Origin of the sequence: Streptomyces acidicola, assembly GCF_009377235.1 — a bacterium.
GTDB lineage: Bacteria > Actinomycetota > Actinomycetes > Streptomycetales > Streptomycetaceae > Streptomyces > Streptomyces acidicola.
The window spans coordinates 1-14,216 of record NZ_VMNX01000247.1 but is presented as its reverse complement, the minus strand read 5'-3'; the positions used below and the strand labels follow the sequence as shown (position 1 = coordinate 14,216).

The following is a 14,216-nucleotide window of genomic DNA, read 5'->3' as shown; positions in this document are numbered from 1 at the left end:
AAGAGACAGGGGAGGGGCCGGGCCCCGGAAACGAAGGTCAGGACGACTTGGGTACGTCGATCCGGTCGATGTCCGGCGCGTAGTCGGAGCCGCTGTCGATGGTGAGGGTGTTGGAGCCCGCCTTGAGCTGGACCGGGACGGTCGCGGTCGACACGGTCCCCCAGTCACCGGTGGAGGCGAAGGTGTGACGGACCGCGCCGCCGTCGTTCGCGGAGACGGACGCCGTCCGGGCGTCGCCGCTGATGTAGGAGATCCGCACCTGGTAGGTGCCCGCCTCGGGGACGACGACGTCGTTGAAGGTGAGCTTGCCACCCCGGTAGAGGTTGCCGACCTTCTTACCGTCGGAGCAGGCCGAGCAGTCGCCGACGGAGGCGCTGCCGCCGAGGGTGTTGTCCCCGGACTCGGCCTCGTAGCCGGTCAGGGACACGGCGGCGCCCTTCGGGGTGACGGTGAACAGGCGGGAGCCGTGGGCGGGCAGCGCCTGGATGATCCTGCCGCGGTGGGTGCCGAGGTTCTCGTGGTTCCACAGGTCGCGGACAGCGGCCTTGCCGGTGAAGCCGAGGGCCGAGAAGTCGGCGGTGACAGCGGCGGAGGTGTCGGCAAGGTTGAACAGCGCGACGGTGTAGGTGCCGTCGGGGTTCTTCGCGGCCCACACCTGCTGCGGGTCGGAGGCGGTGACCAGGTGTGCGGGCGGGGTGTCGCCCTGGTTGACCGCGATCACCTCCTTGTTGGTCAGCAGGGACAGGCCGTAGGAGTCGAGGCGGGTGAGGTCGTCACCCGTGTACAGCGGGGACTTGGCGATGGCCCACAGGGTGGCGTAGCTCTGCCGTTCGGCCTTGGTGAGGCCGTCCATCTTGCCGTTGCCGACGTTCAGGGCGTCGAGGTCGTTCCAGCCGCCGGGGCCGGCGTGCCGGGTCCAGGCGGGGGTGTCGGCCCAGCGGTCGTCGACCGAGTTCTCCCAGCTGACGAGGGTGTTGCAGTAGCACTCGACGTCGGTGTCGATGCGCCAGCCCTGGGAGTACTTCTTCCAGTCGGCAGCGTGTCCGATGTCCAGGGACCAGGACAGTTCGAGGTGGATCGGGCGTCCGGTGGCGGCGATGGCCTTCTGCCAGGCGGCGACGTCGGCGACGTTGTCGTAGTTCTCGCCGCTCTTGAAGGAGCCGGGGCCGACGCCGTCGAGCTTGAGGAAGTCGTAGCCCCAGTCGGCGAACATCCGTGCCTGGGAGTCGACGTACTTCTGCGCGCAGGGATCCGAGAAGTCGATCTTGTAGGCGCTGTCCCAACCGTTGGTGGTGCGCAGGTCGTCGTAGACGATGTCGGCGGTGGTGCAGCCCTCGGCGTTCCAGATCGGCGGCTTGCCGTCGTTGTACGCCTCCTTCTCCAGGCCGACGGGGAGGTAGATGCCTGCCTTGAGGCCCTTGGCGTGGATGTCCTCGGCGACGGGCTTCATGCCGCGGGGGAAGCGGACCGGGTCGGCCTTCTGCCGGGCGTACTGGTCGAACTCCGGTTTCCAGTCACGGTCGCGCCACCAGCCGGCGTCGATGTTGACGTACTCGTAGCCGTACTTCTTCAGCTTCGCGGCCAGGGCGTCCGTCTGCTCGAGGACGTTGGCCTCGGTGAGGTAGCTGTAGTCGCCGTCCGGGTTGAGGCCGGGGTACTTCGACGACTGCATGCTCCAGCTGGACCAGCCCATGTAGGGCTTGGCGGCCAGGGCCGGTGAGGCAGTTTCGGTGGTGCTGCCGGTGCTGGCATGGGCGGCCGGGGCGGTCGTCGCGATGCCGACGACGAGGGCCAGGACGACCGCGGCTCTCAGAGAGCGTGCGGGCAGGACGGAGTACGAGGATGACCGCATGGGCCGTGCCTCCTGGGGGTGGGTTTCCGGCGGGGAGGGGCGGCTCAGCCCTTGCCCGAGCCGAGGGTGAGTCCGCTGATGAACTGGCGCCGAAGGGCGAAGTACACCAGCAGCGTGGGGATCGCGGTCATCGGGGCTCCGGCCGCGATCAGGTTGGGGTTGGTGAAGTACTGGCCCTGGAGGTTGGCCAGGGTGGAGGTGATGGGCCGTTCGTCACCGGTCTCGATGAGGGTGAGCGGCCAGAAGATGTCGTTGTAGATCCAGATCGATTCGAGGGTGGCGAGCGCGGCGAAGGCCGGCCGGCACAGCGACAGCACGATCTGGAGGAACTGCCGCCGCACGGGGGCGCCGTCGTCCGGGTGGCCGAGCCGCTCGATCAGGCCGGGCAGCCCGGGCAAGACGACGGTGGAGGTGAAGCCGGGGTCGCTGTCGCGGTCGGCACGAATCTTCTCGTCGGTGATGTGCCGGCTGAGGAAGAGCCCGATGACCGCCATGCCGGTCTTCTTGTCCAGCACCGACTGGGCGGCGTCCTGCCGGGACCGGCCGTCGCCGCTCTTCCCTTGTCGGTCCAGGAGGCCCCGCCGCGCAGCCGCGACAAGTGGAAGTCGTAGCTGTTGGCCCGCAGGTTCAGGTAGACGAAGGCGCCGAGGACGGACCACCTGTCGCCGCCGCCGCAGCCGGAGGAGACCGAAGAGAGGCAGTCCTTCCGCATCCGCCGGGCCAGGGCGACGAACTCGTCCCAGTTTCTCGGGACTTGATAACCACGCTCGACAAAGAGGCTCTTGCGGTAGAAGACGGCCAACGGGTACTTGTACAGCGGTACGAGGCAGTACTTGCCGTCCTCGCCGCGGGAGAGCTGCTTGGCGGCGTCGCTGAAGCCGTCGCCCATTGTCTCCCACACCTCGTCGACCGGGCTGGCGAGGCCCTTCTTGGCGAAGTGCCGGCGATGGGTGGCTCTGCAGCGTCATGGCTGCTCCTCATACGTGCGGGTTCGGTCTGGACACGGGTGCCGGGGCGCTCACTGGTGTGACCCCGAGCCGATGAAGGAATGGATGGCGGTGGCGGCGGCCCCTCGTGCCCACTCCTCGAAGGGCAGCGGGCGGGTCTGTACGTCGCACTGGGCGGCGGAGCCGAAAGCCGCCGCCGCGAAGGAGTTGCGGATCTGCTCCGCGAACAGGTCGTAGGCGGCCAGGCCCTCACCGGAGATGATCACGCGTTCGGGTCCGAGGAGGTTGGCCACGGTGGCGATGCCCCGGCCGATTGCCTCGCCCGCCCTGGCGTACGCTTCCTGCGCCCCGGCGACACCCTCGTGGGCCAGTGCGGCGGCCTCGGCGGCGTCGGTGACCTCGGCGCCGGTGGCCGCGCGGACCCGGTCGACGAGTGCGGCGTCGCCCGCGATGGCCTCGACGCAGCCGCGGTTGCCGCAGTGGCACAGGGGACCGGCGGGGTCGACGGTGACGTGTCCGATCTCGCCGGCCACGCCGTGCGCCCCGGCGACCACCCGGCCGTGCACGACCAGGCCGCAGCCGATGCCGGCGCCGACGGTGACGAGGGCGAAGTCGGACAGGCCCACGCCTGCGCCGAACCACTGCTCGGCGACGGTCAGGGCACGGACATCGTTGTCGATGGTGACCGGCAGGCCCGTGGTCATGGCGGCCAGTTCCGCGAGCGGCACCTCGCGCCACTCCAGGAACGGCGAGTACCGCACCATGCCCTCCGCGCGGTCCACATCACCGGAGACGGCGACGCCCGCGCCCACGACGTGGACGCCCAGTCCGTCCGCCTCGGCCAGCAGTTCCTGCGTCAGGTCGGCCAGGGTGGCCAGCACCGCCCGAGGTGCGCGGTCGCCCAGTGGCAGGCGCCGGGCGAGCAGCACCCGGCAGCAGAGGTCGGTGAGGACCCCGATGACCTCGTCGCCGGTGACCTTGATCCCGACGAACAGGGCCCGTCCGCTGTCGACGCGCACCAGGCTGGCGGGCCTGCCCAGCGCCGGGCGGGCGTCCTCGTCGACGCTCTCCACCAGGTATCCGGCCTCGATGAGGGGCCGTACGGCCTTGGTGACGGCGGCCGGGGACAGCCCTGCCCGCCGGGCCAACTCCAGCCGGGTGAGCGGGCCCTGGGACAGGGCCGTGACGAAGATCTGCGAGACGGCCGGTGTGTTGGCCGGGAACGTCTCGGCACGAGGGGGCGAGGACATGGCCGGGAACCTAGGCGGCTTATTTTCCGCTGTCAATGAAAGAAGCAAGATCCCCTTGATGGTTGACTTCGAGCCCAGCTCTACTTTCAAATGACGTGCGTAGGTGGACTGTTGTCATGAAATCAAAGGCTGTACCTGATCTTCGACTTCTTGAGGGCAACGCTGCCGTGGCGAAGTCGGCCGGCCGGCCGATGACGTCGGCGGCGATCACTCTGTCGCCGGTGAGGTAGAAGGCCGACAGGGTCGGGCCCGTGCAGCCGCGGGTGACGCAGCGGTCATGACCGGCCGACAGGCCCACCATCTGCAACTTGAGGTCGCACTACTACGACCAGAACCACCGTATCGCCGTGGACGCCGGCCGGCCGAGGATCGTCGCCGCGGCGACCTTGGCGTACTCGATGGCGTTGGGCGCCGACTCCAGCCGGATGCGCCCGCCGGCGTAGGCGCTGGGCCGGTTGGCGCAGTCGCCGATGGCGAGGATGTCCGGGTCGCTCGTGCGGGCGAACTCGTCGACGACGATGCCGTTGTCGGTGTCCAGACCCGCCGCGCAGGCCAGGTGCGTGTCCGGTTCCATGCCGATCCCGACGAGTACGAGGTCGACGTCGAGCCGCTCCATGACCCCCGGAGGTCGACACCTCGACGCCGGTCACCCGACGTCCCGACGCGTCCACGGCCACGTCGGCCACAGCCGACACCGCCTCGATCGACCAGGCAGGCCGCATGCTCAGGCTGCCGTCCATCCGCCAGCAGTTCGCCGACCTCGCCGAAGGCGCCCGCACGCGACCAGATGTCGTATCGGGCCTTCCTCGCCGAGCTGCTGATGGCGGAGTGCGACGAGCGAGCCCACCGACGCTTTCGACTTCGACGCCAACGCCAACATCGACACGGCCACGATCAACACGCTCGCCGGCTGCAAGTGAATCAAGAAAGGGCAGCCCCTCTGCCTGATCGACGACTCAGGCACCGGCAAGTCCCACATGCTCATCGTCCTGGGCACCGAGGCCAGCATGAAGGGCTACCGCGTCCGCTACACGCTCGCCGCGAAGCTGGTGAAACGAACTGGTCGAGGCCGCCGACGAGAAGCAGCTGAACAAGACCATCGCCCGCCACGGCCACGTCGACCTTTTGTGTATCGACGAGCTCGGATTCACGGAACTGGACCGGCATGGCGCCGAACTGCTGTTCCAGGTTCTGACCGAGCGGTAGATAAGAAACAGCGTCGCCATCGACTCCAATGAGTCGTCTGTAAAAGCACACATGTTCGTGCGAACCTGTGCAAGGTGATGCCGAAAGGTCACGGGTTCAGTGACCTGGGCGCCACTTCGTCCAGGACCGCGCACGGGCGTACGGCCACTGGGCCCCTCGTGGGTGCGCCCGCGCGGGGTCTGCTCCTGGTCGGTCAGGGTCGTACGTAGCGCCGGAACATCGTTCCTGAGGCGAGGGAACGGTGCTCGACCAGGCGCAGCCGCAGTTCTTCTCTCACGGGCAGGTACGGCTTGCCGCCCCCGACGATCACGGGGAATGCGTACACCCAGAACTCGTCGATCAGGTCCAGCAGGGAGACGGCCAGCTCAGGGCCGCCGAGCTGGAGGTTGCCGTCGATCTCCTGCTTGAGGCGCGTCACCACGGACAGGGCGTCCTTGCGACGGACGATCGTGAGCCCTTCGGGGACGGTCTGGAGGGTGTCGGAGAAGACGTACCGCGGCGTCTCCTTGTAGAACTGGGCGAACTCCCGCTCGACGGCCGGGGCGTCTTCCTTGCCGAGGTCCTGCGTCCAGGGCTTTTCCATCGCCTCATACAGCCGCCGCCCGAACAGGAACGCCGCGGTCCGGCGAACATGGTCGTTCGCCGCCTGGTGAAAGTCGTCGGCCGGGTCCATAAAGTCCATGCCACCGTCGGAATCCTCGATGTAGCCGTCGATCGAGGTGTTCATCCAGTAGATGACCTTGCCCATAAACTCCTCCTTGGTCGTAGAGGTCGTAGAGGTCGTCCGGAGTGGAGACCCGATGGAGCGCCGGAACTCATCGCAGGCAGGGCCACCAAACGTCGCTTTTCCAGATGGACCGGGGCCGTTGGGGAACCGGACGGCCAGGCCGCTCAGTACGGATTCCAGGCCGAGGTGAAGAGGCCTTCCAGGACGTCGGTGTCGTGGCCGGTGAAACCCGCGTGAGCGAGGACGGTGATGAACACGGCAGTGATCAACGTCAGCGGCTCGCAAGCGGAGATCGCATCATGATCCTATTTCGTTCTGGTCGAGTAGGCGGCCCTCATGGACATGGTCGGCGAGATAGATCATGACGCCCTCGGGGTCCATCCCGAAGGGGCCGCGACGAGTTTGGGGTCCATGGTGTCGACCAGGCGGGTGGAGCGCGGCATCCGGGCGGGAGGCTGCAGGCGTCCAGGACATGGCTGACATAGGCGGTGGAGGCCGGGGATCGGCCGGCCATGGTGCCTTGGGTGACCATCACGTGCGGGTTGCTGGTGCGCTGGGTTTCACGATGAGCCAGGCACCGCTGCACGGCAGTCCAGCTGATCGGGTCGAGGGGCACCGGGTGGGGGCGTTGCCCGAGGCGGATGGTGCGGCTGGTCGGATGGACGTCATCCAGCCGCAGGTGGCTGACCTCGCTGCTGGAGGCGCCGCGCAGGGAGAGAATGCCCAGCAATGCCTCGTGCGGGTGAACGGCGGGACCGCTGGCCCACCTTCGGAAGAGGCGTCGCTGCTGGTCGAGGGTGAGGGTCTGGTCGATGAAGCCCTTGGGTGCCTTCGCCGACAGTCCGCTGGTGGGGTCGAAGAGGATCATCTTGTGGCTCTTGGCAAAGCGGAAGAACTGCCGGGCGATCTGCAGCCGCCGCGGCCGGTGCTTGGGGCTGAGCGGCCAGGAACGTCTCGATGTCGTGCACGTCGACTGGCTGCGGACCGCTTTTGCGACGCAGGCAGCTGGATGTGTTGCATTCCGATACCGCCAATGTGATGCGTACCACTCTCTGGGTGCTTCGGGTCAGGCATGCGCGATCATGATCGGAATGGACGCTGGTTTCCTTGGCATCGCTGAGCTGGTCGAAGCCCCATCCGTGGCGGTCGTAGTCGACGTTATGCGTGCTTTCACCGTGGCTGCGTGGGCCTTTGACCAGGGGGCGGAAAAGATCGTTCTTGCTGAGTCGCTGGACGAAGCCCTGGCGCTCAAGGCTCGCCACCCGGATTGGGTGGCGATCAAAGACGGTCCGCCCGCGCCCGGGTTCGACATGGTCAACTCGCCGGGCCTGCTGCGGGCTGTTGACCTTCGCGGACGGACCGTTGTGCAGAAGACCACGGCGGGGACGGTCGGCGCCCTCGCCGTCAAGGAGGCATCGCTGGTGCTGTGCGCCAGCTTCGTGGTGGCGGAGGCAACAGCTCGGCTCTTGCGGACACGCGAGTGCGACAGTGTCACGTTCGTGGTCACTGGCGACGACGGGCGCGCCGATGAAGATCTGGCGTGCGCTCAATACATCGCTCGGAGGGCCACCGAGGCTGGGACGGATGCAGCTGAATTCCTCCGCCGCGCCGGCGAGTCGCGCGCCGCCGCCGAGCTGGCAGGGGGTGTGCGTCAAGGAGTCCATCCTGATGACGTCGCACTCTGTCTTGAGCTCGACCGGTTCCTGTTTGCCATGGTGGCGACCTTGGAAGGCTCGCTCATGGTCCTCCGTCCGTGCGCCGTGCCTTCGCTGACCGACGAGGCTTCGATCTGATCGTTGGTGAGGTCCAACTCTCGCCATGCGAGAGCTGACATTGCCAGCGGCGGCTTGGTTGCTGGGCGGCGAGGCGAGCCAGGGCCTGGGGGCAAAGTCCTGACGTCCATGCCGGGAGTTGGCGTCAGGACCGGAGCCCGCATCCTGGTCGAGGTCGGCGACGGCAGCAACTTCCCCACCGTCGGCCACCTCGCCGCCTACGCCGGCCTCGCCCCGGCGACCCGCAGCTCGGGCTCCTCAATCCGCGGCGAACAGCCCTCCAGGAGAGGAAACAAGCAGCTCAAACGGGGCTTCTTCCTCTCCGAGTTCGCCGCCCTCGCCGACCCGGACCCCCGGGCCTACTACGACAAGAAGATCGCCCAGGGCAAGCATCACACCCAGGCACTGCTCTGCCTCGCCAGGCGCCGGGCCGACGTCCTCTTCGCCATGCTCCGCGACGGAACCTTCTACGAATCCCGGCCGGTGGCAGTCACGTGAGCCGATCAAGCACCGCCTGCCAGTCCTCCACCGAAGTGTCGGGGACACGCACGTCCGGCAGCGAACCCATCAGATCGGGTTCGAAGAAGTTTTTGACGTCATCCCACAACAGGTCAGGCATCAAGCCATGCTGCCCTGCACCTCGCCCGAACGCAGCCCGATTCCCTTGACGGAACCCATACGGGCCCCCGCTTCAGGTCCTAGAGCCGTCACTCGGCATCCGTCAGGCAACACGTCACGTTCTACGCACGCCCCAACTCCCACGGGTAGCCCCGCGTTCTGCTGCCGTCCTCGGATACCGGACCCAGCTCATACATCACCCGCCACGTCCTGGCCTTCAACCCGGCATCCGGGTCCTCGGCAACTCCCAGGCCAGATGCACCCGCGCCGGGAAGCCCTGGTCTCGCGTCCAGGAATAGCCGCGGACCCAACCCGCGTTGCCGCAAACATGACGACGAATGCGCCGCGGCCCGAGGTACTGCGATACACCGCCTTCTCCAGTGCCCCCGACGGCGGAAACCCCGCCGGCGTCGTTCTGGATGCCACCGCCCTCGAAGACAGCGACATGCTGGCCATCGCCGCCGAGCTCGGATACTCCGAGTCCGCGTTCCTGACCGCGCCCCCGGAGGGTCTCGGCGGGCAGAAAGGACGGGCGTACAGCATCCGTTACTTCAGCCCCAAGGCCGAGGTGCCGTTCTGCGGGCACGCCACCATCGCGACCGCCGTCGCGCTCGCCGAGCGGACAGGTCCTGGGGAACTGGTATTCGCGACGCGCGCCGGCACCGTACCGGTGGAGGTGGCCGAGGAGGACGGGACGGTCCGGGCCACCCTCACCAGTGTCGAGCCGCGCATCAAGGAGGTCGCCGACGCCGACCTCACGGAGGCGCTCGCCGCGCTCGACTGGCCGACCACGGATCTCGACCCGGCCTTCCCGCCCCGTATCGCGTTCGCAGGCGCCCGCCATCTCGTTCTCGCGGCTGCGACACGCGCGCGCCTCGCGGATCTCGCGTACGACTTCGCGCGCCTCGAAGCCCTGATGCACCGCTTGGACCTGACCACGGTCCAGTTGGTGTGGCGGGAGTCGGCCACCGTCTTCCATGTCCGTGACCCGTTCCCCGTCGGCGGCGTCGTCGAGGACCCGGCAACCGGCGCTGCGGCGGCCGCGTTCGGTGCGTACGCCCGTGAGCTCGGCCTGGTCCCCGAGGACGCCGTCCTCACCCTGCATCAGGGCGAGGACCTGGGCCGCCCTGGCGAGCTCTCGGTGACGCTGCGCGCGGGTGACCCGCGCGTCCGTGTCAGCGGCACGGGAACGCGCATCAGCTAAGGCTCCAGCCGTGACGGCAGGGCAGACACAGGTCTCCCCAGTGATCACAGAACGTCACAACTCCATGATCGCCAGGACCGTGCCCGTCCTGCCGCCGAGGTAGCTGACCGCACCTGTCTACGCGGCGTCTTATCCAGGAACGCTCCGATGCCGTGATCACACCAGTCACAGCGTGACCATGCCATTGCTTCAGACTCTCCCGCCGCCAGTCGTTCTCCTGAACTGCGTTTCCGGAGGATGGCAGATCCGACTACCGCTTTGGCGATGTCGCAGAGCGCGGCGAGAGTTGCCCCCGAGGGGCGAGCGCTGGAGATGGAGCTTCTGGCAGAGGAGTTGCCAACCGAGATCACCCCGTCCCTCTGAGCGTCGCATGCTTATCCACTTCTGTTTGAGGCGTTCGTAGGGGCCGTTGAAGACGGCGGCGGCGTCGGTGACGCCGTCGAGGAGTCAGTAGGACAGTTCTGTGTCGATGCGGTGGGTCCACCGGGCGAGCATGTGTGCACAGTATGAACAGAACTGAGTGATCCATGGTGCTCCAACAGGTGCATTCCTAGCATCGCCTCACTCGGCGTGATGCTGCGCCACTGAGTTCTGGAGCGTTGCCTTGCACAGCTCAAGCAGGAACATGCCTTCCCCTCCACGCCCCCGGTCCCGCATGCGACGGAGGGGAACACTGGTCGCCGGCATCGCCGGCATCGTCGCTGGGTCCTTGAGTGGCATCAGTCCGGTTCAAGCTGCCCAACCGCAGCCTGCATTGACGGCGTGCCCCTCAAATGTGGAGGGCAAGGCCACCTGCTACAAGGGCCAGGACGCTAACGGAGCTTTCTACGCAATCGCCGTGCCCAAGCACTGGAACGGCTCACTGATCGTTCACGCTCACGGCGGCCCCGACTTGGGTGAAGGATCAGATCCGGAGAGGAGCACCAGCGACCTGGATCGTTGGTCTGTGATGGTGGACGAGGGCTATGCCTGGGCAGGTTCATCCTACCGGCGCGGTGGTTATGGAACCCGAATGGCTGCTGTGGACACGGAGAATCTGCGTCGGCTGTTCGTGGACGAATTCGGCAAGCCGGAACGCACGTACGTGCACGGTCAGTCCTGGGGCGGGAACGTCGCTGCCAAGGTCGTGGAGAAGTACGGCAAGAAGCAGGGTCCCTACGACGGCGCCCTGCTCACGAACGGCGTTCTGGCCGGCGGCTCCCGCGGCTACGACTACCGCGTCGATCTTCGGGCGGTCTATCAGTACTACTGCCAAAACCTTCCTCTCCCCAGCGAACCTCAGTACCCGCTGTGGCAGGGACTGCGTCCCGCGTCGACCCTGACAACTGCAGGCCTGCGGGCCCGCCTGCAGGAGTGCACTGGATATGCCTCAGCTCCACAGGAGCGCACCCCACTGCAGCAACGCAACCTTGACGACATCCTCACCGTCACACATATCCCGGAGCGGACGCTGGAATCGCACCTGCGCTTTTCCGTGTTCACCTTCCGCGACATCGTGCACAATCGGCTTGGCGACCGGAATCCTTTCAGTAACGACGGCGTGTGGTACTCCGGTTCACATGACGACAAGGCGCTGAACGCGGGGGTCGAGCGTTTTTCCGCCGACCCCGATGCCCAGCGCGATCTGTCCTATGACAGCGATCTCACCGGGCAGGTTTCGATCCCTGTGCTCACCATGCATGCCATCAACGACCCCACCGCATTCGTCGAGCATGAGGCTGCATACGGGGCGACTCTCAAGAACGCACATCGCGACAAGAACCTCGTGCAGACCTTTACCAACGAGAGCGAGCACAGCGAGCTGAGTAACGCTGAGTACGCCAACTCCGTTGCCTCGCTGGCTGCCTGGGTACGCACGGGTAAAAAGCCGACGCCGCAGTCCATTGCGTCATCATGTGCCTCCTTCGACCGCACCTACGGCACGGGGTGCTTCTACGATGCAGACTTCCGACCTCTCCCGTACGACTCCCGGGTCCGACCGCGGCCAGGAGGACTGTCATGGCCAGCCATGACAGCCTCTCAGGAAAAGTCCTGGAGCCGACTCGACGGTGTGGGCATCGTCCCGTAGTACGGGCGATCAGCACGGGCAGTGGTGAGATCGGTGTTCCGAGGAGATCGAGCAATGATGGATCGATCGATAGGTCATGGAGCAAGGCCGACGTTGCTGCGCCGGTCGGGGAAGGCACACCCGTGCTTACGGTAGTCAACGAGGACGGCACCACGCCAAGCGGCAGTTCGCTGCTGGACGAGAATGTCCGGGTAAGGCCCGCGACGGATGTGTGGGCGCCGCACTGGATGACGAAGCTAACGCCTATGTAGCCGAGTTGGCCGATGAAGGCGACGACCAGGGGCGCCGCCTCGTGGTCCGCAACGGCTATCGCCTGCGGCCGTGGTGCCGCAAGTCGCCGAAGATCGGCGAGGTGCTGCCGCTGCTCTACCTGCACGGCTTGTCATCTGGCCGCTTCGTACCCGCCCTGGAGCATTTCTTCCGCTCCTCTGACCTGTCCGAAGTTGGCTATGTGTTCGTGTGGGCCGACGGCATCCAGCCCAGCGTCCGCCTAAGGGATGTCCCCCAACTGCGACGGGTGGCGGGCGGATCCGCCTGGGGAAATGAGCGGCAGAGCCCGCCTGCTATGGTGCGCCGATGTCAGCGCTCAAGAAGTTCCAAGTCACCTTCGACTGCGCAGAACCTGAGCGCCTCGCTCGTTTCTGGTGCGAGGTGTTGGGGTACGTCACACCGCCGCCACCGGAGGGATTCACCACCTGGGAGGGCTTCAACCGCACCCTGCCCCCTGAGAAGCAGGGTTCATGGTTCGCCTGCAGTGATCCCTCAGGTGTGGGCCCGCGCCTGTACTTCCAGCGCGTCCCCGAAGGCAAGATCGTCAAGAACCGGGTGCATCTCGACGTCCGGGTCGGCACCGGGCTCGTGGGGGACGAGCGCCTCGCCACGCTCGAAGCTGAGTGCGCACGACTGGTTGCGCTCGGTGCGACCCACGTGCAAACGCTGTATGCCGATGAGGAAAACGAGTCGTGCATCCCGATGCTGGACATCGAGGGCAACGAATTCTGTATCGACTGAGCATTCTCCGAGCCGGGGAGGCAGGGAGCCGCCTCCCCCGGGCCTCTCTGGTCCTCGTACGGGGCGGGAGTTACCCCGTGAGGGCGAGGTTGTGCAGCCGGGCGATACCGAGCATGGCGGTGTGAACGCCGTCGCCTTTCAGACGGCAGTCACAAAGGATCTTCCATGCCTTCATCCGCGCGAAGGCGTGCTCGACGCGTGCCCAGACATTGCGGTGAGAAATGTTGTGCTCCTCTTTCCAAGCTGGCAGTTCGGTCTGGCCGCGTTCACGGCGGTGCGGGATGAACAGGCCGGTGCCCCGATAGCCGCCGTCCGCGATGACTGTGGCCCGGCCGACGGCGGCCTTCGCACCGGAAAGTTCCCACGCCTTGCAATCGTTGCGGTTGCCGGTGACCGGTCGGCCGACGGCGACGACGAGTCGGGTATCGGCGTCGATGACGACCTGGTGGGTGGGTCGAGTACCGGTAGTTCTTCGACTGCTCGGCAACCGTATGATCCCGCGTGGGTACTAGTGTCTCGTGATGCTGTTCATGGAACCTGAGACTTCTGTGATCGTTGAGTCTGGTATGGATCTCTCCTCTGAACAGATGTCGGAACTGAGGGAGTTGGCCGGGTCGCGGGATGTTCCGGCCGATGTGGCGCTTCGTGCGCGGATCGTGTTGTGGTCCGGCGAGGGGCGGCGGCGTAAGGACATCGCCGAGCTCGCTGGTGTGGCGCCGCTGACGGTGGACCGCTGCAAGGCCCGTTATGCCGAGCGGGGCCTTGCCGGTCTGGAGGAGAAGCGCCGTGGCGGGCCGCGTACCCAGGTGCCGCCGCGGGTGCGGGCTCGGGTGATCGCTTTGACGAGGATGACCCCGCCGGCGGATTCCGGCCTGTCGCACTGGTCGACGCGGACGCTGGCCGACCATCTGAAGCGGCGGGAGGGCGTCTCGGTGTCCTGGCATTACATCGCCCGCATCTGGCGTGAGGAGAATCTGAAGCCGCACCGCTCGGGCACCTTCAAGATCTCGAAAGACCCGGCGTTCGCGGAGAAGGTCGCCGACGTCGTCGGCCTGTACCTGGCCCCGCCCGGTAGCGCCGTGGTGCTGTCGATCGACGAGAAGACGCAGGTGCAAGCCCTGGACCGGACCCAGCCAGTGCTGCCGGTGGCCTTCGCGGCCACGGAGAAGCGCACCCACGACTATGTGCGGCACGGCACCACGAATCTGTTCGCCGCGCTGAACGTCACGACCGGTGAAGTGCTGGGCGAGTGCAGGCCGAACCGGAACGGCCCTCCCGCTGCTGCTGCACGCAGGCATCCGCTGCACCCTCAACGCCGACGATCCCCTGCTGGCCCCTGAGCAGCCATCGGGGAACAAGCAGCCGGAGATTGCGGAACAACCCTTTAGCCTCGCGCTTTCACGCGGCAGGGCGTCCGGTGGTTGATCAGAAACACGAAGAGTGCTCCTGACCTGCAACGATGGGACTTGTCTAGGGTCCAGGTCGTCGCGTGAAAGAAGCACTCTCCAGGTGAAGAAGCGTATCGGGTCCTACCCGCGTGTCCGTACCGAAGGCGGTGGTC

General features: G+C 66.7%; 12 protein-coding genes and 5 pseudogenes. 8 read left to right on the top strand and 9 right to left on the bottom strand.

Features of this window, described 5'->3' with window-relative positions:
• Positions 1 to 37 precede the first annotated feature (37 nt).
• The 6 genes and pseudogenes from FPZ41_RS38585 to FPZ41_RS49035 all read right to left on the bottom strand — a co-directional run bounded on the left by FPZ41_RS38585 (position 38) and on the right by FPZ41_RS49035 (position 4,665).
• Positions 38 to 1,852, bottom strand: coding sequence for an alpha-galactosidase D (locus tag FPZ41_RS38585; RefSeq protein WP_152868471.1), 1,815 nt, complete (start codon positions 1,850 to 1,852; stop codon positions 38 to 40).
• Positions 1,853 to 1,896: 44 nt separating this feature from the next.
• Positions 1,897 to 2,205, bottom strand: a pseudogene (locus FPZ41_RS49050) (carbohydrate ABC transporter permease); the annotation flags it as partial.
• A 23-nt stretch (positions 2,206 to 2,228) separates the two neighbouring features.
• Entirely contained in the window at positions 2,229 to 2,741 is a 513-nt protein-coding gene (locus tag FPZ41_RS49045; protein WP_228023264.1) for an extracellular solute-binding protein, read from the bottom strand.
• Positions 2,742 to 2,870: 129 nt separating this feature from the next.
• On the bottom strand, positions 2,871 to 4,049 hold the full coding sequence (locus tag FPZ41_RS38575; RefSeq protein WP_152868469.1) for an ROK family transcriptional regulator: 1,179 nt from the start codon (positions 4,047 to 4,049) through the stop codon (positions 2,871 to 2,873).
• Between the two features lie 19 nt (positions 4,050 to 4,068).
• Positions 4,069 to 4,356: an oxidoreductase C-terminal domain-containing protein gene (locus FPZ41_RS50455; protein ID WP_407698874.1), complete on the bottom strand. Its 288-nt coding sequence runs from the start codon at positions 4,354 to 4,356 to the stop codon at positions 4,069 to 4,071.
• A 15-nt stretch (positions 4,357 to 4,371) separates the two neighbouring features.
• Complete coding sequence (locus FPZ41_RS49035) at positions 4,372 to 4,665, bottom strand: FAD-dependent oxidoreductase (protein WP_228023263.1); 294 nt, start codon at positions 4,663 to 4,665, stop codon at positions 4,372 to 4,374.
• A gap of 86 nt (positions 4,666 to 4,751) precedes the next feature.
• On the opposite strand from FPZ41_RS49035, the pseudogene FPZ41_RS38565 reads away from it, so the two are divergent.
• Positions 4,752 to 5,252 (top strand): annotated as a pseudogene (locus FPZ41_RS38565) (ATP-binding protein); the annotation flags it as partial.
• A gap of 196 nt (positions 5,253 to 5,448) precedes the next feature.
• Here FPZ41_RS38565 and FPZ41_RS38560 read toward each other — a convergent pair.
• Positions 5,449 to 6,003 (bottom strand): dihydrofolate reductase family protein, encoded by a 555-nt coding sequence (locus tag FPZ41_RS38560; RefSeq protein ID WP_152868467.1) that lies wholly within the window; start codon positions 6,001 to 6,003, stop codon positions 5,449 to 5,451.
• A 1,070-nt stretch (positions 6,004 to 7,073) separates the two neighbouring features.
• On the opposite strand from FPZ41_RS38560, the gene FPZ41_RS38550 reads away from it, so the two are divergent.
• Together FPZ41_RS38550 and FPZ41_RS38545 are read left to right on the top strand one after the other, a co-directional pair.
• Positions 7,074 to 7,775 (top strand): 2-phosphosulfolactate phosphatase, encoded by a 702-nt coding sequence (locus FPZ41_RS38550; protein ID WP_152868465.1) that lies wholly within the window; start codon positions 7,074 to 7,076, stop codon positions 7,773 to 7,775.
• Positions 7,776 to 7,865: 90 nt separating this feature from the next.
• A pseudogene (locus tag FPZ41_RS38545) lies at positions 7,866 to 8,252 on the top strand (transposase); the annotation flags it as partial.
• Here the strand turns inward: FPZ41_RS38545 and FPZ41_RS49675 are convergent.
• Positions 8,245 to 8,373, bottom strand: a complete 129-nt coding sequence (locus tag FPZ41_RS49675) for a hypothetical protein (RefSeq protein ID WP_265584281.1) — start codon at positions 8,371 to 8,373, stop codon at positions 8,245 to 8,247. The pseudogene FPZ41_RS38545 and the gene FPZ41_RS49675 overlap by 8 nt on opposite strands.
• Before the next feature lie 327 nt (positions 8,374 to 8,700).
• Between FPZ41_RS49675 and FPZ41_RS38540 the strand changes: the two genes are divergently transcribed.
• The 4 genes and pseudogenes from FPZ41_RS38540 to FPZ41_RS38530 all read left to right on the top strand — a co-directional run bounded on the left by FPZ41_RS38540 (position 8,701) and on the right by FPZ41_RS38530 (position 12,655).
• The gene (locus tag FPZ41_RS38540; protein WP_152868463.1) at positions 8,701 to 9,576 is read left to right on the top strand and encodes a PhzF family phenazine biosynthesis protein; all 876 of its coding nucleotides are present in this window, start codon (positions 8,701 to 8,703) and stop codon (positions 9,574 to 9,576) included.
• 625 nt (positions 9,577 to 10,201) lie between these two features.
• Positions 10,202 to 11,644, top strand: a complete 1,443-nt coding sequence (locus FPZ41_RS38535) for an alpha/beta hydrolase (RefSeq protein WP_152868461.1) — start codon at positions 10,202 to 10,204, stop codon at positions 11,642 to 11,644.
• Positions 11,645 to 11,766: 122 nt separating this feature from the next.
• Positions 11,767 to 12,143 (top strand): annotated as a pseudogene (locus tag FPZ41_RS50650) (IS256 family transposase); the annotation flags it as partial.
• 77 nt (positions 12,144 to 12,220) lie between these two features.
• Positions 12,221 to 12,655 carry a VOC family protein gene (locus FPZ41_RS38530; protein WP_152868459.1) on the top strand — a complete coding sequence of 145 codons (435 nt, stop codon included), beginning with the start codon at positions 12,221 to 12,223 and terminating at the stop codon, positions 12,653 to 12,655.
• A 70-nt stretch (positions 12,656 to 12,725) separates the two neighbouring features.
• Here FPZ41_RS38530 and FPZ41_RS38525 read toward each other — a convergent pair.
• Positions 12,726 to 13,170 (bottom strand): annotated as a pseudogene (locus FPZ41_RS38525) (transposase); the annotation flags it as partial.
• A 6-nt stretch (positions 13,171 to 13,176) separates the two neighbouring features.
• On the opposite strand from FPZ41_RS38525, the gene FPZ41_RS38520 reads away from it, so the two are divergent.
• A complete protein-coding gene (locus FPZ41_RS38520; protein ID WP_228023262.1) occupies positions 13,177 to 13,995 on the top strand; it encodes an IS630 family transposase in 819 nt (272 codons plus the stop codon).
• Positions 13,996 to 14,216 lie beyond the last annotated feature (221 nt).